The organism is Pseudomonas sp. P4_B4 (assembly GCF_056402255.1).
In genome coordinates this window covers 66,073-87,799 of record NZ_JBFUHS010000015.1, presented here as the reverse complement: position 1 = coordinate 87,799, position 21,727 = coordinate 66,073, and the positions used below count along the sequence as shown (strand labels likewise).

Here is a 21,727-nt window from a genome sequence, read left to right as displayed (position 1 = left end):
ACCGTTCAGGATTTCAAGGGCTCTTCGAGTTTGAAATGTGCACGGGCCGTGGCAATGGGCTCGGCTTCGGTGCTTTGCCAGGCGGTAATCGCCACATTGGCGACCCGGCGACCCTGGCGCCAAACCTGGCATCGGGCCCAGGTATCGCGAAATTGCCCGGCACGCAGGTAATCCAGGGAGAAGTCGATGATCTTCGGCACCCCGGGCGATCCGGTAAACACCAACAGGTGCAGCGCCGCGGCCAACTCCATGAACCCGGCGATCACACCGCCATGAATCGCCGGCAACAAAGGGTTACCAATGTTGTCCTTGTTCGCTGGCAGTTTGAACAGCAACTCATCTCCCACCCGTGAACATTCGACGCCAATCAGCCGGGCGTAGGGAATCAAATCCAGCAGCGAGGCGTAATCGCCCTGCTCGTGGGCCTTTTGCAATTGCTCCTTCAGAGACTCGCTCATTGCGCACCTCCGGCAACCGCGCCACCAAAGCCCTTGGTGCCTTTGATGCCCTTGCCCATGCGCATGAAAGTGCCCATCACATGGGCAATGGGTTGCCCGGGGTCATCCTGATAGGCGAAGCCACGGGCAAAAATCACGTCGGTGGTGACCCGATAGCACTGGGCAAAGCCATAGACATCCTTATGCGGCTCGGCGGCGTGCATGTAGTCGATGCGCAGGTCGAGGGTCGGGCAGACCTCGAATTCCGGGAGCACGCAGAGGGTCGCCATGCCACAGGCGGTGTCCATCAGCGAGGTCAGCGCCCCGCCATGAATCACGCCGGTTTCAGGATTGCCGACGATCTGCGGGCTGTACGGCAGCACAATCGTCAGCCCTTCGCTGCTGGCGCTGTGAACGCTTAGTCCAAGTACCTGGCAATGTCGCAGCGCCGACAGAAAGCGCATCGCACGCTCAAAAACGGGGTTTTCAGCCATTTGATAAAAACTCTTGTTTATGTCCGTACAGTGCAGTGGCGGTACAGGTAAAAGTTCCGCACTAGAACAAACTTATATATCTGAAAGAATTAAGGAACTTAACCCTGATGCCTGGGCTCTTAATGCCAGTAGATGCTTTTCATCAGGAGAAACACCCCATGCGTAAGACTTTAGCTATTGCCTTGATGTTGACCGCTTCCCTCGGTCTCGCTGCCTGCGATAAAAAATCCGAGGACAAAGCTCAAGATGCTAACCAACATGCTGAGCAAGCCCAGCAAAAAATGAACGAAGCTCAGGATAAAGTGAACGACGCGGCGAAAGAAAACGCCGAAGCCGCCAAAGATCAGGCTGCTCCGGCCGCTCCGGCCGCTCCGGAAGCACCTAAGTACTAATACGGTTTTTAGAGTGGCAAAAGAAAACCCGCCAAGTGCGGGTTTTCTTTTGCCTTGAAAAAAGTGGTTAGAGCAAAATCGTTCGAAAGGTCGGACTAATCATCAACAACAGCGAACAGATTAATCCCACCAGCCAAACCAGACTGAGTTGCCGAGCCAGATCCTTCCAGTAACACACTGGATAGTCAGTGCGCGGGTACCCGATCAGGCTGCCTCTTTATTCATCTCGGGCAATGGCGCCTCTGTTGGGGTATAGACCATCACATCGAGAACGTCGGAGTGAAACTCACGGCGATACAATACGAACACCACACCGGCACTCATCAACATGAACAGCCATGGGCTGACGAACCAGGCCAGCATGGTCATGCCGAAGTAATAAGAGCGCAGGCCAAAGTTGAACTGGTTGGCGGCCATCGAGATGACACGGGCTGCACGGGCGGCAAAGGCCTTGCGCTCCTGCTCGGACACATGGCGTTCACCGACCATCGGCGCCGAGCCGACCAGAATGGCGGCGAAGTTGTACTGGCGCATGCACCAACTGAACGTGAAGAACGCATAGACAAACACCAGCGCCAGGCACAGCAACTTGATTTCCGACATGCCCTGGGACGCCTGTTGCACCATCGGGATATCCGCCAGCAACGATACCGCCCGTTCCGAAGCCCCCAATACCGTGAGAATACCCGCCAGGATAATCAACGTACTCGAGGCGAAGAACGAAGCATTGCGCTCGAGGTTGCCGATCACGCTGGCATCGGCGATGCGATTGTCGCGCAGCAGCATGCGGCGCATCCAGTCCTCACGATACAGGTGCAGCACACTGGCCAGACACGCGGTGTCACGGCCTTTCCAGGTGGCATAGCGGGTGTACCCGCCCCAGCAGATAACGAACCAGATGGCGGCAAGAATGTGGATCAGGTTGGCTTGGATGAACGACATGCAGGTCCTTGTGATGTAAATGCGGGTTACACAGACCCTTTGTGGGAGCTAGCTTGCTCCCACAAAGGGTGTTGCAGTGCTTCGACGTTAGCTCAACGGAAAAGACACCGCATCCCTCACAAAAAAATGCCCCGTATCGATTGATACGGGGCATTTCTGTTTCTGCTCAAGACCCGCTTGTGGCGGGCCGTGAAGCGACTTAAGCCAAGGCTTCGGCGCGCTTGCCCAGCAGACGATCGCAAACCACCGCGACCACCAGTGTCATCACCGATGGCACCAGCCAGGCCAGGCCCTGCTCGCTCAGCGGCAGGTGGGCCATTTGCGTCGGCATCCAGTCCGCCAGGCCTGCACCCTTGAGGGCGTCGATCAGGCCGAAGATGAACGACACCAGCATGACCGGGCCAAGGATACGACCCTGCTCATGCCAGAAGTCCTTGCAGAAGCTCAACGCCACCAGAACGATGCACGGTGGGTAGATCGCGGTGAGCACCGGGATCGAGAACGCAATCAGCTTGGTCAGGCCCAGGTTCGACACCAGTAGCGAGAATGCAGCGAGAATGATCACCAGCGTCTTGTAAGACAGCGGCACCACACGGCTGAAGTATTCGGCGCAGGCACAGGTCAGGCCGACCGCAGTCACCAGGCACGCCAGGGAGATCAGCACGGCAAGGAAGCCGCTGCCCAGCGAACCGAAGGTGTGCTGCACATAAGCGTGCAATACCGCCGCGCCATTGGCAGCGCCAGCGGCTACTTCATGGCTGCCCGAACCGAGACGGAACAGGCTGACGTAAACCAGCGCCAGGCCCACACCGGCGATCAGGCCGGCGATGATCGCATAACGGGTGATCAGTGCCGGCGACTCGACGCCGCGGGAACGGATGGCGTTGACGATGACGATGCCGAACACCAGGGCGCCCAGGGTATCCATGGTCAGGTAACCATTGATGAAGCCTTGGGAAAACGGCGCCGCCACGTATTCAGGCGTGGCTTGGCCAATGTCACCGGCCGGCAAGGCGAATGCTGCAATGCCCAGCACGGCCAGGGCGATGATCTTAAGCGGCGCGAGGAAGCGCCCTACGGTATCCAGCAAACGGCCCGGATACAGCGAGATGAAGAACACCAGCAGGAAGTACACCGAACTGTAGAGGAACAACGCCAGCGGGCTCTCGCCGGTCAGCGGCGCCAGGCCCACTTCGAAGGATACCGTCGCGGTACGTGGCGTCGCGAACAGCGGGCCAACAGCGAGGTAGCACGCAGCCGCCAGCAGGCCACCGGCGACTTTACCGATCGGGCTGCTCAAGGCATCCATTGCACCGCCGACCTTGGCCAGCGCTACAACGGTGATCACCGGTAGACCGACCGCGGTGACCAGGAAGCCCAGCGCCGCCATCCAGACATTGGGCCCGGACTGCAAACCGACGATAGGCGGGAAGATGATATTGCCAGCCCCGACGAACAGGGCAAACGTCATAAAACCAAGTGCCAGGATGTCCTGGCCTTTCAACACTTTCATTAAGGAAATACCACACTACTGAATCGGAATTTAGAGAGGGATTTCCCTATGGGTGAGGGAAATGCTGTCAGTCCGTATAAGACCGACCCTTTTAGCGCGTTGTCGCCTTGTGGGCCGCAGACGCAAAAATGGCGAGTAGCCTAACGAATTTGGTCGATAAACGCACTGTTAGAGGGCAAACTATCCGATATACGACATCTTTGTGTCGTGTTTACATATCTAATTTCCACTACAAGTCCCTGTGGCGAGGGAGCTTGCTCCCGCTCGGCTGCGTAGCAGTCGCAAGTCAGGCGAATGCGATCTACCTGATGTAACTCAATCTCAGGATTTGGGGTTGCTTCGCAACCCGGCGGGAGCAAGCTCCCTCGCCACAAAAATCCCGACACATATCGGATGCCGGAAACGACAAAGGCCACCCGAAGGTGGCCTTTGTTTGGTGAAGCGTCAGCTAAGCGCGAGGCTTATTTGACAGCCCAACCAGTCAGCTCGGCCAGGGCCTTGCCGATGTCTGCCAGCGAACGCACGGTTTTAACGCCTGCGTCTTGCAGAGCAGCGAATTTCTCGTCTGCAGTGCCTTTGCCGCCAGAGATGATTGCGCCAGCATGGCCCATGCGCTTGCCCGGAGGAGCAGTCACACCAGCGATGTAGGAAACAACTGGCTTGGTCACGTGTGCCTTGATGTAGGCAGCCGCTTCTTCTTCAGCCGAACCGCCGATCTCACCGATCATCACGATCGCTTCGGTCTTCGGGTCTTCCTGGAACAGCTTCAGGATGTCGATGAAGTTCGAACCCGGGATCGGGTCACCACCGATGCCGACGCAAGTCGACTGACCGAAACCGGCGTCAGTAGTCTGCTTCACAGCTTCGTAGGTCAGGGTGCCGGAACGGGAAACGATACCGACCTTGCCTGGCAAGTGAATGTGACCTGGCATGATGCCGATCTTGCATTCGCCTGGGGTGATCACGCCTGGGCAGTTAGGGCCGATCAGGATAACACCCAACTCGTCGCACTTAACTTTAGCGTCCAGCATGTCCAGGGTAGGAATGCCTTCGGTGATGCACACGATCAGCTTGATGCCGCCGAAAGCAGCTTCCAGGATCGAGTCCTTGCAGAAAGGAGCCGGAACGTAGATCACGCTGGCGGTGGCGCCAGTGGCAGCTACAGCGTCTTTCACGGTGTTGAACACTGGCAGGCCCAGGTGCTCGGTGCCGCCTTTGCCTGGAGTTACGCCACCAACCATCTTGGTGCCGTATTCGATGGCTTGCTGGGTGTGGAAACTACCTTGCGAACCGGTAATACCCTGGCAGATAACTTTGGTGTCTTTATTGATCAGGACGCTCATTATTTGCCCTCCGCAGCTTTGACAACTTGTTGAGCAGCGTCGGTCAGGCTGGTAGCAGCGATGATGTTCAAACCGCTTTCTGCCAGTACTTTAGCGCCCAGCTCAGCGTTGTTGCCTTCAAGGCGAACAACAACCGGGATTTTCACGCCGACTTCTTTCACAGCGCCGATGATGCCTTCGGCAATCATGTCGCAACGAACGATGCCGCCGAAGATGTTGACCAGCACTGCAGCGACGTTAGTGTCGGACAGGATGATCTTGAACGCTTCGGTAACGCGTTCCTTGGTAGCACCGCCGCCCACGTCGAGGAAGTTGGCTGGCTTGCCGCCATGCAGGTTGACGATGTCCATGGTACCCATGGCCAGGCCAGCACCGTTGACCATGCAACCGATGTTGCCTTCCAGCGCTACGTAGTTCAGTTCGAACTTGGCAGCGTGCGCTTCGCGCGGATCGTCTTGCGACGGATCGTGGAAAGTCTTCAGCTTAGGCTGACGGTACATGGCGTTGGCGTCGATGTTGATCTTGGCGTCCAGGCAATGCAGATCGCCGTCAGCCTTGATCACCAGCGGGTTCACTTCCAGCAGGGCCAGGTCGTGATCCTTGAACAGTTTGGCCAGACCTACGAAGATCTTGGCGAACTGGGCAACTTGCTTGCCTTCCAGACCCAACTGGAATGCCAGTTCGCGACCCTGGAATGGCTGAGCGCCAACCAGTGGATCGATAGTGGCTTTGAGAATTTTTTCTGGAGTGTCGTGAGCGATTTTCTCGATGTCCACGCCACCTTCGGTGGAAGCCATGAACACGATACGACGGCTCGAACGGTCAACGACAGCGCCCAGGTACAGCTCTTTAGCGATATCAGTGCACGATTCAACCAGGATCTTGGTGACTGGCTGGCCATTGGCGTCAGTCTGGTAAGTCACCAGACGCTTGCCCAGCCACTGCTGTGCGAAGGCTTTGGCGTCTTCTTTGCTGCGAACCAGCTTTACGCCGCCCGCTTTACCGCGACCACCGGCGTGGACCTGGGCTTTGACAACCCACTCGCTGCCGCCGATTTTATCGCAAGCTTCTGCTGCTGCTTCCGGGGTGTCTACCGCGTAACCGGTGGAAACTGGCAGGCCGTATTCAGCGAACAGCTGCTTACCCTGATACTCGTGAAGATTCATGCTTATTACCGTCTTCGTTAGGTACTGCGCATTCGGTGCTGCACTCATTCAAGTGCCGCACCACCTGTGACTGCTGCTTGCATAGCCTTTCCGGATACCCGGTGCAGCTATGCAAGACTGCGTCCAGCGGATATTCCGCGGTGAGTCTTGCATGCAAGGCTCACGACGGGCCATACCGCCGTGGTTTCTTATTATCTCTTTCGAACATGTGAAAACTGCTGCGCTAGGAAATACTGCGTTAAAAACAGGCTCGAAATGCTCATTGACTAACGTCAACTCCGCTTCCTCACCTGTTTTTGCCTTGTCTTTCCGTCGCTCGCTACGTTTTCACAAAGCCCTCAACGCTTCTTGCGGTTGGCGATGTGGATGGCGCCGCCATTCACTGCCAGAGCAGCTTCGTGCAAGGCTTCAGACAGGGTCGGATGGGAGAAAACCATCATGCCCAGGTCTTCAGCGCTGGTGCCGAATTCCATACCGATCGCGCCCTGCTGAACCAGTTCGGCAGCGCTTGGGCCAATCACGTGAACGCCCAGTACGCGGTCTGTCTTGGCATCTGCGATGACCTTGACGAAACCACCGGTGTCGTTGGCAGCCATGGCACGGCCAGAGGCTGCGAACGGGAAGGTGCCGACGTTAACTTCAACGCCTTCAGCTTTCAAGGCCTGCTCGGTTTTACCAACCCATGCGATTTCCGGGTGAGTATAAATAACCGACGGGATCAGATCATAGTTCATCTGGGCCTTGTGGCCCTTGATGCGCTCGACAACCATGATGCCTTCTTCCGACGCCTTGTGCGCCAGCATCATGCCGCGAACCACGTCGCCGATGGCGTAGACGCCCGGTACGGTGGTGGCGCAGTGATCGTCAACGTGCACGAAACCGCGCTCGTCCAGGGTCACGCCGCAGTCGGCAGCCAGCAGATCAGTGGTCACCGGACGGCGACCAACGGCTACGATCAGCTTATCGAAAGTGATGTTCTGTTCGCCTTTGGCATCGGTGTAGTTCACCACGACTTCGTCGCCGTTCACTTTGGAACCGGTCACGCGAGCGCCCAGCTTGATGTCCAGACCCTGTTTGGTCAGGGTTTTCAGCGCTTCCTTGGAAACAGCGGCGTCCGCTGCCATCAGGAAGGTGTCCAGGGCTTCCAGGACAGTCACTTCTGCACCCAGACGCGACCAGACCGAACCCAGCTCCAGACCGATCACGCCAGCGCCGATCACGCCCAGACGCTTAGGCACGGATTGGAATTCCAGCGCGCCAGTCGAATCGACGATCACATTCTGGTCAACCGGAGCTGGCGGAATGTCGATCGGACGCGAACCTGGAGCCAGGATGACGTTTTCGGCTTCGATGATTTCTACCGAGCCATCAGGCTTGGTGACTTCGACTTTCTTGCCGGCCAGCAGCTTGCCGTGACCCTGGATGGAGGTCACACCGTTGGCTTTGAACAGGGTCGCAACGCCGGAGGTCAGGCCTTTGACAATGTTGGCCTTGCGGCCGACCATCGCTGGCACGTCCATGGTCACGCCAGCGTGATTGATACCGTGGATCGCGAAACCGTCCTGGGCTTCGTGGAATTTCCACGAGCTGTCCAGCAGGGCCTTGGATGGAATGCAGCCGACGTTCAGGCAAGTACCGCCCAGAGCCAGTTTGCCTTCCTTGTCGGTGTACTTCTCGATGCAGGCAGTGCTGAGGCCCAGTTGGGCGGCCTTGATGGCAGCTACATAGCCGCCAGGGCCCGCGCCGATCACTACTACGTCAAATTTCTGAGTCATAAAAGGTTCCCTTTTAGCAACAAGCTACAAGCCGCAAGCTACAAGCTTGAAGCCCACTCGCTCGCTTTGAGCTTGGGGCTTGCAGCTTGCAGCTTGCCGCTGCTTTTTAGATATCCAGAAGAAGACGAGCCGGATCTTCCAGCAGGTTCTTGATGGTCACCAGGAAGGTCACAGCTTCTTTGCCATCGATCAGACGGTGATCGTAGGACAGTGCCAGGTACATCATCGGACGGATAACGACCTGACCGTTGATGGCCATCGGACGCTGGATGATGTTGTGCATGCCCAGGATGGCGGCTTGTGGCGGGTTGACGATCGGGGTCGACATCATCGAACCGAAAGTACCACCGTTGGTGATGGTGAAAGTACCACCGGTCATTTCGTCCATCGACAGTTTGCCGTCGCGGGCTTTCTTGCCGAAGGTGGCGATGCCGCCTTCGATTTCAGCCAGGCTCATCAGTTCGGCGTTACGCAGAACCGGTACAACCAGGCCGCGATCGCTGGAAACTGCAACGCCGACGTCAGCGTAGCCGTGGTAAACGATGTCGCCACCGTCGATCGACGCGTTAACAGCCGGGAAGCGTTTCAGCGCTTCGGTAGCTGCTTTCACGAAGAACGACATGAAGCCCAGGCGCACGCCGTTGTGGGACTTCTCGAACAGATCCTTGTACTTCGAACGCAGCGCCATGACTTCGGTCATGTCGACTTCGTTGAAAGTGGTCAGCATCGCCATGTTCGACTGAGCTTCAACCAGACGCTTGGCCACGGTTGCACGCACACGAGTCATCGGTACGCGCTTCTCGATGCGCTCGCCAGCAGCGAATACCGGAGCAGCGGCGGCAGGCGCAGCAGCCTTGGCAGGCGCGGCAGCCGGAGCGGCTTTCTTGGCAGCAACGGCTGCAACCACGTCTTCCTTGGTCACGCGACCGCCTTTACCGGTGCCGGCTACGGAAGCGATGTTGATGCCGTTTTCTTCAGCCAGCTTGCGAGCAGCCGGTGCAGCAACAGGATCGTCTTCGCCTTCGGCAGCTGGAGCAGCAGCTTGTGCAGCGGCCGGAGCAGCAGCGGCTGGAGCAGCGGCAGCAGCGCCGCCTTCAACGATGGAGCCCAGGACTTCGTCGGACAGAACGGTTTCGCCTTCGTTCTTGACGATAGCGCCCAGCACGCCGTCAGCGGTAGCCAGCACTTCCAGCACGACTTTGTCGGTTTCGATGTCGACGATCAGTTCGTCGCGCTTGACCGCGTCGCCCGGTTGTTTATGCCAGGTGGCAACGGTGCCATCGGCAACCGATTCCGGGAAAGTGGGGGCTTTGATCTCGATAGCCATTGTCTGTGGTTCCTTAAATTCGGTTTCAGGTGCGCGAAGGCGTTAAACAGTAAAGGCGTCTTGCAGCAGTTGTTCCTGCTGCTCGGCGTGCATCGATGCGTAACCGCATGCAGGTGCAGCAGAAGCCTCACGGCCCGCGTACTCGAGTACGAGAGACTTGTTGAGGTTTCCGACGCTGCGACGCAAGTGGTGTTGGCTGCAGTACCAGGCACCCTGGTTCATCGGCTCTTCCTGACACCAAACGATATGTTTGAGGTTGGTGTAAGGAGCCAGGACTTCATTCAAGTCGTCCTCAGGGAATGGGTACAGCTGCTCGATACGCACGACGGCGATGTCGTCACGACCTTCGGCACGGCGTTTTTCCAGCAGGTCGTAGTAGACCTTGCCGCTACACAGAACAATGCGCTCGACCTTTTTCGGGTCTTGGGCATCGATTTCCGGGATAACGGTCTGGAACGAACCTTCGGCCAGATCTTCCAGCGTCGAGATGGCCAGCTTGTGGCGCAGCAGCGACTTCGGAGTCAGGACTACCAGTGGTTTGCGCAGCGGACGAATGACCTGACGGCGCAGCAAGTGGTAGATCTGAGCCGGCGTCGTCGGCATGCACACCTGAATGTTGTGCTCGGCGCACAGCTGCAGGTAACGCTCCAGACGAGCCGAGGAGTGCTCCGGCCCCTGCCCCTCATAACCGTGCGGCAGCAGCATGGTCAGACCGCACAGACGGCCCCACTTGTGCTCGCCACTGGTGATGAACTGGTCGATAACCACCTGGGCACCGTTGGCGAAGTCGCCGAACTGGGCTTCCCAGATCACCAGCGCATCAGGCGTGGTGGTCGAGTAACCGTATTCGAACGCCAGTACGGCTTCTTCGGACAGGAACGAATCGTACAGGTCGAAACGTGGCTGGCCGTTGTACAGGTTCTGCAACGGGATGTAGGTGCCCGCGTCTTTCTGGTTGTGCAAGACAGCATGACGGTGCGAGAACGTACCGCGGCCGATGTCCTGGCCGGTCATGCGGATCGGGTGACCTTCGAACGCCAGGGTCGCGTACGCCATGGTTTCGGCGTAACCCCAGTTGATCGGCAGGCCGCCGGCTTGCATCTTCTGACGGTCTTCGTAGATTTTCGCGACCTGGCGCTGAACCACGAAGCCTTCCGGGATTTCCAGCAGCTTGGCGGACAGTTCCTGCAAGGTCTTGAGGTCGAAGCGAGTGTCGTGACGTGCGGTCCAGGCGTGGCCCAGATACGGACGCCAGTCCACGAACAGCTCTTTGTTCGGCTCTTTGACCAGGCTTTTCACTACGTGCAGACCGTTGTCCAGCGCGTTGCGGTATTCGTCGACTTTCGCCTGAACACGCTCTGCGTCCAGCACACCGCCCTGGGTCAGACGATCGGCATACAGCTCACGGGTGGTGCGCTGTTTGGTGATCTGCTGATACATGATCGGCTGGGTGCCGCTTGGCTCGTCGGCCTCGTTGTGGCCGCGACGACGGTAGCAGACCAGGTCGATCACCACGTCACGCTTGAACTGCATGCGGTAGTCGATGGCCAGCTGGGTCACGAACAATACGGCTTCCGGATCATCACCATTCACATGGAGGATCGGCGCCTGGATCATTTTCGCAACGTCGGTCGCGTACTCGGTGGAACGCGAGTCCAGCGGGTTGCTGATGGTGAAACCGACCTGATTGTTGATCACGATGTGCACGGTACCGCCGGTCTTGAAACCGCGGGTCTGCGACATCTGGAAGGTTTCCATGACCACGCCCTGACCTGCGAATGCAGCGTCACCGTGGATGGAGATCGGCAGAACCTTCTCGCCGGTTGGATCGTTACGACGGTCCTGACGGGCGCGAACCGAACCCTCGACCACCGGGGAAACGATTTCCAGGTGGGACGGGTTGAACGCCATGGCCAGGTGAACTTCACCGCCGGAGGTCATCACGTTGGACGAGAAGCCCTGGTGGTATTTCACGTCACCGGAACCCAGCTCGACCTTCTTCTTGCCTTCGAACTCGTCGAACAGCTCGCGCGGGTTCTTGCCGAAGGTGTTGACCAGCACGTTCAGACGGCCACGGTGGGCCATGCCGATGACGATTTCCTTGGTGCCGTAGGAACCGGAACGCTGGATCAGCTCGTCGAGCATCGGAATCAGGCTTTCGCCGCCTTCCAGACCGAAACGCTTGGTACCCGGGTATTTGGTGCCCAGGTATTTTTCCAGGCCTTCACCGGCGGTCACGCGCTCGAGCAGGTGGCTCTTGATGTCGGCGGAGTAGGTCGGACGACCGCGCACGCTTTCCAGACGCTGCTGGAACCACTGGCGCTGCTCGGAATCGGTGATGTGCGTGAACTCAGCGCCGATGGTGCGGCAATATGTCTGCTGCAACGCTTCGTGTATTTCGCGTAGGCTCGCTTCCTCTTTGCCGATGAACAGGTCGCCGGCACGGAAGGTCGTATCAAGATCGGCATTGGTCAAGCCGTAATGATTGATCGACAGGTCTGCAGGTGCAGGACGCTGCCACAGTCCCAGCGGGTCAAGCTGGGCTGCCTGGTGGCCACGCATACGGTAGGCCTGGATCAATCGCAGCACTTCAACTTGCTTCTTCTCGTGCTCACTGCTCACGCTGCCGGCGGAAACCGGTTGGGCGCGGCGCTGGTTCTTTGCCAGCAGGACGAAATGATCGCGAATTGTGGAGTGCGAAACATCGGTGGCAGTGTTGCCGTCAGCAGGCAACTTCTGGAAGTAGGTGCGCCACTCTTCTGGCACAGCGTTAGGGTCGTGCAGGTAGAGCTCGTAGAGCTCTTCCACATAGGCAGCGTTACTACCGGATAGGTAGGCGCTGTTCCACATGCGCTGCATCACGCTTTCTTGCATGCTTGGTCACCCTCGGTTAGGGGAACACCATCGGTGTCGACACCGAGCAAACTTGCAGAAGTCCGAATGCAGCGACCAAAACAAGCCACTAGGATCACACTGATAGTCCGGGTACCAGCCCGGATGCCCCTGCTTGTCTCATTTCTTCAAAATAAGAGCCGCAGCCTTTTAAGCTGCTGCTCAGGTTAAAACTACGGCGCCGGTTGAAGCCTGCGCCGTAGCATCTACGGGTACAGCGGTCCTACGGGTACAGCAGCTGAATCACACGCCGCTCGAGAGCAACATGTTACGGATGTGACCGATGGCCTTAGTCGGGTTCAGGCCTTTCGGACATACGCTGACGCAGTTCATGATCCCGCGGCAGCGGAATACGCTGAACGGGTCATCCAGCGAAGCCAGACGCTCGGACGTCTTGGTATCACGGCTGTCTGCCAGGAAGCGGTACGCTTGCAGCAGAGCAGCTGGACCCAGGAACTTGTCCGGGTTCCACCAGAAGGACGGGCAGGAAGTCGAGCAGCAAGCGCACAGGATGCACTCGTACAGACCGTCCAGCTTTTCACGCTCTTCAGGGGACTGCAGACGCTCGATGGCCGGAGCCGGCGTGTCGTTCTGCAGGTATGGCTTAACCTTTTCGTATTGCTTGTAGAAGATGCTCATATCGACGACCAGGTCACGGATAACCGGCAAACCTGGCAGAGGGCGAACGATCAACTTGTTACCTTTTACGACAGCAGACAGCGGCGTGACGCACGCCAGGCCGTTTTTGCCGTTGATGTTCATGCCGTCGGAACCGCAAACACCTTCACGGCAAGAGCGACGATAGGAGAAACCCTCGTCCTGCTCTTTGATCAGGGCCAGCACGTCCAGCACCATCAGGTCTTTACCACCGGTATCAACCTGGAATTCCTGCATGAACGGCGCGGCGTCCTGATCAGGGTTGTAACGATAAACGCTGACTTGCAACATGGCGGCCACCCTTAATAAGTCCGAATCTTAGGTTCAAAAGTCGGAACAGTCTTCGGCGAGAAGTTCACGGCACGCTTGGTCACGCGCTTGTCACCCGGGAAGTACAGGGTGTGGCACAGCCAGTTTTCGTCGTCACGGTCTTCGAAGTCTTCACGGGCGTGAGCACCACGGGACTCTTTACGTACTTCTGCAGCGATGGCGGTGGCTTCGGCCACTTCCAGCAGGTTCTGCAGTTCCAGAGCTTCGATACGCGCAGTGTTGAACGCCTGCGACTTATCGTTGATCTTCACGTTGGCGATGCGCTTGCGCAGGTCAGCCAGCTGGGCAATACCCTTCTGCATGTATTCGCCGGTACGGAATACACCGAAGTAGTTCTGCATGCAGTTTTGCAGCTCGCGACGCAGGGTAGCCACGTCTTCGCCTTCGGTACGCTCATTCAGAGCGGACAGGCGCGCCAGGGCAGCCTGGATGTCGGCGTCGGTGGCGTCGTCGTATTCGATACCGTCGGTCAGCGCCTTTTCCAGGTGCAGGCCGGCAGCACGGCCGAAGACCACCAGGTCGAGCAGCGAGTTGCCGCCCAGACGGTTGGCACCGTGAACCGATACGCAAGCCACTTCACCCACTGCGAACAGACCAGGGATGATTTCATCGACGCCTTCGCCGTTCTGGGTGATTGCCTGACCGTGAATGTTGGTCGGAACACCGCCCATCATGTAGTGGCAGGTTGGAACAACCGGAACCGGAGCAACAACCGGGTCAACGTGCGCGAAAGTCTTCGACAGTTCGCAGATGCCTGGCAGGCGGCTGTGCAACACTTCCTCGCCCAGGTGGTCGAGCTTGAGCATTACGTGGTCGCCATTCGGACCGCAACCGTTGCCGGCGATGATCTCTTTAACCATCGAACGGGCAACAACGTCACGACCGGCAAGGTCTTTGGCGTTCGGAGCATAACGCTCCATGAAACGCTCGCCGTGCTTGTTGATCAGGTATCCACCTTCACCACGGCAACCTTCAGTAACCAGTACACCAGCGCCGGCGATACCGGTCGGGTGGAACTGCCACATTTCAATGTCTTGTACCGGCACGCCGGCACGCAGCGCCATGCCAACGCCGTCACCGGTGTTGATCAGGGCGTTGGTGGTCGAAGCGTAGATACGACCTGCACCGCCGGTAGCCAGTACGGTGGCCTTGGCACGGATGTAGGTGGTTTCGCCGGTTTCGATGCAGATGGCGATCACGCCGACGAACTCGCCTTCGCCGTTCTTCACCAGATCGACAGCGTAGTACTCGTTCAGGAACACGGTACCGGCTTTCAGGTTGCCCTGATAAAGGGTGTGCAGCAGAGCGTGACCGGTACGGTCGGACGCAGCGCAAGTACGCGCAGCCTGGCCGCCTTTACCGTAGTCCTTGGACTGACCGCCGAATGGACGCTGGTAGATACGACCTTGCTCGGTACGCGAGAATGGCATACCCATGTGGTCCAGCTCGTAAACGGCAGCCGGGCCTTCCTGACACATGTATTCGATAGCGTCCTGGTCGCCGATATAGTCGGAACCCTTGACGGTATCGTACATGTGCCAGCGCCAGTCATCGTTCGGGTCAGCGGACGCGATTGCGCAGGTGATGCCGCCCTGGGCGGATACAGTGTGCGAACGGGTCGGGAAAACCTTGGTGATCACGGCAGTCTTGTGACCGCCCTGTGCCAGTTGCAGCGCTGCGCGCATGCCGGCACCGCCACCACCAATAATGATGGCGTCGAAAGAAATCGTTGGAATGTTAGCCATGACTCAGATACCCCAGAGAATCTGCACGCCCCAGACGAAGTAAGCGAACATCGCAACGCCGCATACTGCCTGGAAAAGGAAACGTATAGCCGTCGCGGACTTGCCGAACGCCATTGGCGTCAGGTAGTCGGTCGCGATGGTCCACATGCCGACCCAGGCGTGAGCGCCGAGGGCAACGAGGGCCAGGAGGCTGAAGATACGCATTCCGTTGTGGGCGAACAGTTCATGCCACTGGGCGTACTCGAGGCCGGGATGGGCCACGATGTATCCGATCAGGAAGATGAAGTAAGCCGCGAGAACGACCGCAGACACACGTTGCGCCATCCAGTCATAGAGGCCCGAACGCGACAGGTTCGTGACGTTAGTTACCATATCCAAACTCCTGCCAGAACGATTACCACCACGGAAACGGCGATAACGATTTTCGAGCCCAGCTTGCCGCCTTCCAGCGTCTCACCGATGCCCATGTCCATGATCAAATGGCGCACACCGGCTACCAGGTGATAAAGCAGAGCGGACAGGATGCCCCATGTCACTAGCTTGGCTAGCGGACTGGTCAGACACGCTTTCACCTGACCGAAGCCTTCCTCGGAACTCAGCGACTTGTCCAATGCGTAAAGCATGATGGCAAGGCACACGAAGAGGATGACACCGGAGATTCGGTGAAGGATGGACGTGTAAGCAGTGACTGGGAGTTTGATGGTCCTTAGGTCTAGGTTTACAGGTCGTTGGCTTTTCACGGCTTTTTTTTCACACTGAAGAGCCCCTAACAATCAGGGCAAAGTTGTTGGGGAGTGCACTGGTCAGGTAACCACCACCCAGGGATGCGACCCCCAATGAAAGCAAGCCCAAAAGCCCTTGGCGGTCGGTGGCCGAGTATAGACAGTTAGGCTACTAATGACAACGCAAACACCTAACCCAAACAGCTGATTGCGCAACTGACATAAAAGGCGTAAATGGCAGCCAATTTCGAGAAAAAAGTCCGGTTAAAGCCTTCTGGAGCAAGACTTTAGGCAAATTGACATTCGAATTTATCTCACTATAGTGGTGCGGGCCCTGCGTGGGGGGTCTGTCTGATGATTTCAAGCATAAATAGGAGGCCACATGGCTGACAAAAAAGCGCAGTTGATCATCGAGGGCGCAGCCCCCGTCGAGCTGCCCATTTTAACCGGCACCGTTGGTCCCGATGTTATCGACGTTCGGGGCCTAACGGCCACGGGCCGTTTCACCTTTGACCCTGGCTTCATGTCGACCGCCTCGTGCGAGTCGAAGATCACCTATATCGACGGCGACAACGGCATCCTGCTGCACCGCGGCTACCCGATCGAACAGCTGGCTGAAAAGTCGGACTATCTGGAAACCTGCTATCTGCTGCTCAACGGCGAACTGCCGACCGCAGAACAGAAGGCCCAGTTCGTCAGCACCGTGAAGAACCACACCATGGTTCACGAGCAGCTGAAGACCTTCTTCAACGGCTTCCGTCGCGACGCCCACCCGATGGCCGTCATGTGCGGCGTAGTCGGCGCCCTCTCGGCGTTCTACCACGACTCCCTGGACATCAATAACCCGCAGCATCGCGAAATCTCCGCGATCCGCCTGGTTGCCAAGATGCCGACCCTGGCCGCGATGGTTTACAAGTACTCCATGGGCCAACCCATGATGTACCCGCGCAACGACCTGTCGTACGCGGAAAACTTCCTGCACATGATGTTCAACACCCCGTGCGAGATCAAACCGATCAGCCCGGTACTCGCCAAGGCCATGGACCGGATCTTCATCCTCCATGCCGACCACGAGCAGAACGCTTCGACCTCCACCGTACGCCTGGCCGGCTCTTCGGGTGCCAACCCGTTCGCCTGTATCGCCGCCGGTATCGCTGCACTGTGGGGCCCTGCCCACGGCGGTGCCAACGAAGCCGTACTGACCATGCTCGATGAAATCGGCGATGTTTCGAACATCGACAAGTTCATCGCCAAGGCCAAGGACAAGAACGATCCGTTCAAACTGATGGGCTTCGGTCACCGCGTTTACAAAAACCGCGACCCACGCGCCACGGTAATGAAGCAGACCTGCGACGAAGTGTTGAAGGAACTGGGCATCCAGAACGATCCGCAACTCGAACTGGCCATGCGCCTGGAAGAGATCGCCCTGACCGACCCGTACTTCATCGAGCGCTCGCTGTACCCGAACGTCGACTTCTACTCGGGGATCATCCTCAAGGCGATCGGCATTCCGACCAGCATGTTCACCGTGATCTTCGCCCTGGCGCGGACCGTCGGCTGGATCTCCCACTGGAAGGAAATGCTCTCCAGCCCGTACAAGATCGGCCGTCCGCGCCAGTTGTACACCGGCTACGAGTCGCGTGACATCACCAAGCTGGAAGACCGCAAGTAAGCGCTGTCTTGCTGTAGGTTGTTGAGTTGTACCGGGAACGGCCTCTGCTTTTTATATAAAGAGCAGGAGGCCGTTTTTGTTTGTGCGTTTTGTCGCGACTGGCTTTGGTCGGGTACATATCCGTTTTTTCTGTAACGACCACTTAGGGTTCCGCCCTTACGGCGGGTCACTTTCGAAGAGCGCGAAAGTAACCAAAGCGCTCTGCCCCTTACGTTCGGTGCCTCGCCCAGGCTCGGCATACCCTCGCTCCGGTCCTGCTCCGTGGGCCCGCCGCCATCGGCCATCCATGGCCGGCGGCGGCTAACCCGGCATCCATGCCGGGTTGCCCACTGCGCAGAACCTCCACTCGGCCTCTCGAGGGGGCAAGAAGATCAAGATCAAAAGCCAAAGCGAGGCGGCCTACCGGCCGGCCTGCTTGCTGGTTGAGCTCGCTGCAGAATTTCGGTCGGCGAGCAGGCTCGCTCCTACATAAGAGCAATGGCAGAGCGGCGTACACCTACTGCTCCTCACCACTCATCAGGCCGAGCGTTAGCTCGCCTGCAGCTCTTGATCTTGATCCACCCGCCCCCTCGGCAGGCTGAGTGGAGGCGTTCATCCGGGGGTGGGCGCGCAGCGCCGTTCGGCGAAGCCGAACACATCGAGAGGAGGTCGAGCGAAGCCGACCGGAGGCGATGCCCCCGGATGAATGCCGGAGCGAAGGAACCCCGAGCCTTAGCGAGGGGCCGCACGTTCGGGGCGAGCGTTTTTTGGGTTACTTTTTTTAGGCGCTTGTAAAAAAAGTGACTCGCCGTAAGGGCGAAACCATAAGCCGCCGTTACCGCAGGAATGGATATGTACGCGGCCAACAAAAGACAGGTCGGCTGCCAGGCCGCCTTCGCGAGCAAGCCCGCTCCCACAGTAAATCGGGTACATCCACGAAATTCCGGTCGACTACCGCCCAATAAAAAAATGCCCCGATCTCTCGACCAGGGCATTTCCATTCAACACAACTTAAACAGTCAAACCCAAACGCTTAGTGCGAAACAGCACCACTTGCACCCAGGCCAGTCTGCGAACGAACAAACTGCGGGAAGAACAGCGCCCGCTCATTGTCAGCCGCAGTGGACTTGTCGGTAACTGAGAAGAACCAGATCCCGACAAAGGCAATCATCATCGAGAACAACGCCGGGTACTCATACGGGAAGATGGCCTTCTCGTGATGCAGGATCTGCACCCAGATGGTCGGACCAAGCACCATCAGGCCCACGGCACTGATCAGCCCCATCCAGCCGCCGATCATCGCACCGCGAGTGGTCAGCTTTTTCCAGTACATGGAAAGCAACAGTACCGGGAAGTTGCAGCTCGCCGCGATGGAGAACGCCAGGCCCACCATGAACGCAATGTTCTGGCTCTCGAACAGGATACCCAGACCAATTGCCAGCACCGCCAACGCGATAGTGGTGATTTTCGAGACGCGGATCTCATCCTTCTCGTTGGCCTTGCCCTTCTTGATCACGCTGGCGTACAGGTCGTGGGACACCGCCGAAGCACCGGCCAGGGTCAGACCGGCAACCACTGCCAGAATGGTCGCGAACGCCACCGCCGAGATGAAGCCCAGGAAAATGCTGCCACCGACCGCGTTGGCCAGGTGCACCGCCGCCATGTTGTTACCACCCAGCAACGCGCCAGCAGCGTCTTTGAAGGCGGGGTTGGTGCTGACCAGCAGGATCGCGCCGAAGCCAATGATGAAGGTCAGGATGTAGAAGTAACCAATGAAACCGGTTGCGTACAACACGCTCTTGCGAGCTTCTTTTGCGTCGCTCACGGTGAAGAAGCGCATCAGGATGTGCGGCAGGCCAGCGGTACCGAACATCAGCGCCAGACCGAGGGAGAACGCCGAGACCGGATCTTTCACCAGGCCGCCCGGGCTCATGATCGCTTCAGCTTTCGGGTGAACCTTGATCGCCTCGGAGAACAGCATGTTGAAGTCGAAGTTGACGTGCTTCATCACCATCAGTGCCATGAAGGAAGCACCGGACAGCAGCAAGACTGCCTTGATGATCTGCACCCAGGTGGTCGCCAGCATGCCGCCGAACAACACGTACAGGCACATCAGAATACCGACCATGATCACCGCAACGTGGTAATCGAGACCGAACAGCAACTGGATCAGCTTGCCGGCACCGACCATTTGCGCGATCAGGTAGAACGCCACCACCACCAGCGAACCGCAAGCGGACAGCGAGCGGATCTGGGTTTGCCCCAGGCGATAGGACGCCACGTCGGCAAAGGTGTATTTACCCAGGTTACGCAGGCGCTCGGCGATCAGGAACAGAATGATCGGCCAGCCCACCAGGAAGCCGATCGAATAGATCAGGCCGTCGTAGCCGGAGGTGAACACCAGCGCGGAAATACCCAGGAAGGACGCTGCCGACATGTAGTCACCGGCAATCGCCAGACCGTTCTGGAAACCGGTGATCTTGCCGCCAGCGGCGTAGTAGTCGGCCGCCGAATTATTACGCTTGGAAGCCCAGTAGGTGATGCACAGGGTGGCACCGACGAAGGCGACAAACATCAAGATCGCCGACACATTAAGCGGTTGCTTCTGCACGGCACCGGTCAGGGCGTCAGCCGCCCAGGCGCCAGGCGCGAAAGCTGCGATGCTCAAAAGAGCCATTAGACGGCGGATCATTGCTGAGCCTCCTTGAGAATCGCATTGTTCAGGTCGTCGAATTCGCCGTTGGCGCGTCGCACGTAAATACCGGTCAGGACGAAAGCCGAGACAATCAGCCCGACACCGATCGGTATGCCCCAGGTAATCGAGGACTCAGGGCTGATTTTCGCCCCCAGCACCTGCGGCCCATAGGCAATCAGAAGAATGAATCCGGAGTAAAGCCCTAGCATGATCGCCGAAAGAATCCAGGCGAATCGTTCCCTCTTGCTAACCAGCTCCTTGAAGCGCGGGCTGTTTTGAATCGAGAGGTAAATGCTGTCGTTCATTGTTTTTATCCTCGCAGCACAGATTTAGTTGGAACGGTATCCACTCTATGCGGCTGCGGGGCAGGTTCCAGACGACCTTAGTCTTAGAACCACATGACGGATTCGCCAATCTCCAGCACGCCATAAACAAGTGCGGGAGCGGGCTTGCTCGCGAAGGGGCCATAACATTCAACATTATTGTTGACTGTTACACCGCTTTCGCGAGCAAGCCCGCTCCCACAATTTAAAGCGAGGTGCCTGTTATTTGGTCCAGACAGCCACACGCTCAGGGTGCTTGGCGACCCAGTCCTTTGCGGCGGCTTCAGGCTTGGCACCGTCCTGAATCGCCAGCATCACCTGGCCAATTTCATCCTTGGATTCCCACTGGAAGTTCTTCAGGAACTTGGCCACTTCCGGCGCCTTGGCCTCCAGGCCCTTGCTGCCGATGCTGTTCACGGTTTCAGCCGCGCCATACACGCCTTTCGGGTCTTCGAGGAAGCGCAGTTTCCACTTGGCGAACATCCAGTGCGGCACCCAACCGGTCACGGCAATGGATTCGTTTTTCTTCTCGGCACGGGTCAGCTCGGCGATCATGCCGGCGCCGGAACTGGCCTTGAGTTGATAGCCGGTCAGGTCGTAGTCCTTGATCGCCTGGTCGGTCTTGAGCATCACGCCTGAACCGGCGTCGATGCCGACAATGCGGTTCTTGAAGGTGTCGTCGGTCTTGAGGTCGTCAATGGACTTGGCCTTGACGTACTCCGGCACGATCAGGCCGATTTTCGCGTCCTTGAAGTTCGGGCCGTAGTCGACGACCTGATCCTTGTTCTTCGTCCAGTACTCACCGTGTGTCACCGGCAGCCAGGCCGACAGCATAGCGTCGAGTTTACCTGTGGCCACGCCCTGCCACATGATCCCGGTGGCAACGGCTTGCAGCTTCACGTCATAACCGAGTTTCTGCCTGATCACCTCGGCAGCCACGTTCGTCGTGGCAACACTGTCCGACCAGCCGTCGACATAACCGATCGTCACTTCCTTCCCGGCGGCACTGGCCACGGTAGAACTGATCGCCAGCACCAAAGCGGCACCTGCGCCCAAGAGTCGTCGCATCTTCATCGTTACTTCCCCGAAAGTGCTGCGCTCGACGGATGCCGAGTCGCTTAAACGTATTGTTATGGTGCACAGCGCCCCCTTCACGCCTCACAGCAAACTCGTCCGAACATCAGCGGAGTACTGACACGCCGATCATCAACCTCAAGCCCATGGCGACCTGCTCTGCCAGCGACCTCAAGCCATCGAGAAACGACATCAGAAAGCCATTAATCTTCAGCGCAACACCCCTCCCTGCCAATCCGCCCGAACTTT

18 protein-coding genes and 1 pseudogene are annotated in these 21,727 nt (G+C 58.0%); 2 read left to right on the top strand and 17 right to left on the bottom strand.

All coding sequences use genetic code 11. From position 1 onward, the window contains the following. Positions 1-5 precede the first annotated feature (5 nt). Positions 6-458 (bottom strand): PaaI family thioesterase, encoded by a 453-nt coding sequence (locus AC1DVE_RS17110; RefSeq protein WP_046037644.1) that lies wholly within the window; start codon positions 456-458, stop codon positions 6-8. After that, entirely contained in the window at positions 455-931 is a 477-nt protein-coding gene (locus AC1DVE_RS17105; protein WP_223455952.1) for a PaaI family thioesterase, read from the bottom strand. Before AC1DVE_RS17105 ends, AC1DVE_RS17110 begins: the two co-directional genes overlap by 4 nt. Positions 932-1,089: 158 nt before the next feature. On the opposite strand from AC1DVE_RS17105, the gene AC1DVE_RS17100 reads away from it, so the two are divergent. Then, a complete protein-coding gene (locus AC1DVE_RS17100; protein ID WP_223455953.1) occupies positions 1,090-1,323 on the top strand; it encodes a hypothetical protein in 234 nt (77 codons plus the stop codon). Between the two features lie 67 nt (positions 1,324-1,390). Here the strand turns inward: AC1DVE_RS17100 and AC1DVE_RS17095 are convergent. The 12 genes and pseudogenes from AC1DVE_RS17095 to sdhC all read right to left on the bottom strand — a co-directional run. Beyond that, positions 1,391-1,516 (bottom strand): annotated as a pseudogene (locus AC1DVE_RS17095) (MAPEG family protein); the annotation flags it as partial. 11 nt (positions 1,517-1,527) lie between these two features. Further along, positions 1,528-2,265 carry a DUF599 domain-containing protein gene (locus AC1DVE_RS17090; RefSeq protein WP_223455954.1) on the bottom strand — a complete coding sequence of 246 codons (738 nt, stop codon included), beginning with the start codon at positions 2,263-2,265 and terminating at the stop codon, positions 1,528-1,530. 199 nt (positions 2,266-2,464) lie between these two features. After that, positions 2,465-3,778, bottom strand: coding sequence for a branched-chain amino acid transport system II carrier protein (gene brnQ / locus AC1DVE_RS17085; RefSeq protein ID WP_223455955.1), 1,314 nt, complete (start codon positions 3,776-3,778; stop codon positions 2,465-2,467). Positions 3,779-4,239: 461 nt separating this feature from the next. Next, entirely contained in the window at positions 4,240-5,121 is an 882-nt protein-coding gene (gene sucD, locus AC1DVE_RS17080; protein WP_017127973.1) for a succinate--CoA ligase subunit alpha, read from the bottom strand. Beyond that, the gene (sucC, locus tag AC1DVE_RS17075; protein ID WP_007919879.1) at positions 5,121-6,287 is read right to left on the bottom strand and encodes an ADP-forming succinate--CoA ligase subunit beta; all 1,167 of its coding nucleotides are present in this window, start codon (positions 6,285-6,287) and stop codon (positions 5,121-5,123) included. The genes sucD and sucC overlap by 1 nt, the downstream gene beginning before the upstream one ends. Before the next feature lie 338 nt (positions 6,288-6,625). After that, positions 6,626-8,062, bottom strand: a complete 1,437-nt coding sequence (lpdA, locus tag AC1DVE_RS17070; protein WP_223455956.1) for a dihydrolipoyl dehydrogenase — start codon at positions 8,060-8,062, stop codon at positions 6,626-6,628. 106 nt (positions 8,063-8,168) lie between these two features. Continuing rightward, positions 8,169-9,389 carry a 2-oxoglutarate dehydrogenase complex dihydrolipoyllysine-residue succinyltransferase gene (gene odhB / locus AC1DVE_RS17065; protein ID WP_223455957.1) on the bottom strand — a complete coding sequence of 407 codons (1,221 nt, stop codon included), beginning with the start codon at positions 9,387-9,389 and terminating at the stop codon, positions 8,169-8,171. 42 nt (positions 9,390-9,431) lie between these two features. After that, positions 9,432-12,263 (bottom strand): 2-oxoglutarate dehydrogenase E1 component, encoded by a 2,832-nt coding sequence (locus AC1DVE_RS17060; RefSeq protein ID WP_223455958.1) that lies wholly within the window; start codon positions 12,261-12,263, stop codon positions 9,432-9,434. Between the two features lie 261 nt (positions 12,264-12,524). Beyond that, positions 12,525-13,229, bottom strand: coding sequence for a succinate dehydrogenase iron-sulfur subunit (locus AC1DVE_RS17055; RefSeq protein ID WP_095944019.1), 705 nt, complete (start codon positions 13,227-13,229; stop codon positions 12,525-12,527). An 11-nt stretch (positions 13,230-13,240) separates the two neighbouring features. Next, a complete protein-coding gene (sdhA, locus tag AC1DVE_RS17050) occupies positions 13,241-15,013 on the bottom strand; it encodes a succinate dehydrogenase flavoprotein subunit (RefSeq protein WP_223533590.1) in 1,773 nt (590 codons plus the stop codon). A 3-nt stretch (positions 15,014-15,016) separates the two neighbouring features. Further along, on the bottom strand, positions 15,017-15,385 hold the full coding sequence (sdhD, locus tag AC1DVE_RS17045) for a succinate dehydrogenase, hydrophobic membrane anchor protein (RefSeq protein WP_046037653.1): 369 nt from the start codon (positions 15,383-15,385) through the stop codon (positions 15,017-15,019). After that, on the bottom strand, positions 15,379-15,753 hold the full coding sequence (sdhC, locus tag AC1DVE_RS17040) for a succinate dehydrogenase, cytochrome b556 subunit (protein WP_032829628.1): 375 nt from the start codon (positions 15,751-15,753) through the stop codon (positions 15,379-15,381). The genes sdhD and sdhC overlap by 7 nt, the downstream gene beginning before the upstream one ends. A 364-nt stretch (positions 15,754-16,117) precedes the next feature. Between sdhC and gltA the strand changes: the two genes are divergently transcribed. Next, entirely contained in the window at positions 16,118-17,407 is a 1,290-nt protein-coding gene (gene gltA / locus AC1DVE_RS17035) for a citrate synthase (protein ID WP_007977501.1), read from the top strand. Between the two features lie 1,012 nt (positions 17,408-18,419). Here the strand turns inward: gltA and AC1DVE_RS17030 are convergent. From AC1DVE_RS17030 to AC1DVE_RS17020, 3 genes are all read right to left on the bottom strand, one after another. Further along, complete coding sequence (locus AC1DVE_RS17030; protein WP_223455960.1) at positions 18,420-20,078, bottom strand: cation acetate symporter; 1,659 nt, start codon at positions 20,076-20,078, stop codon at positions 18,420-18,422. Beyond that, positions 20,075-20,386: a DUF485 domain-containing protein gene (locus AC1DVE_RS17025; RefSeq protein ID WP_110746318.1), complete on the bottom strand. Its 312-nt coding sequence runs from the start codon at positions 20,384-20,386 to the stop codon at positions 20,075-20,077. The genes AC1DVE_RS17030 and AC1DVE_RS17025 overlap by 4 nt, the downstream gene beginning before the upstream one ends. Before the next feature lie 240 nt (positions 20,387-20,626). After that, on the bottom strand, positions 20,627-21,478 hold the full coding sequence (locus AC1DVE_RS17020) for a glycine betaine ABC transporter substrate-binding protein (RefSeq protein ID WP_223543245.1): 852 nt from the start codon (positions 21,476-21,478) through the stop codon (positions 20,627-20,629). Between the last annotated feature and the right edge of the window lie 249 nt (positions 21,479-21,727).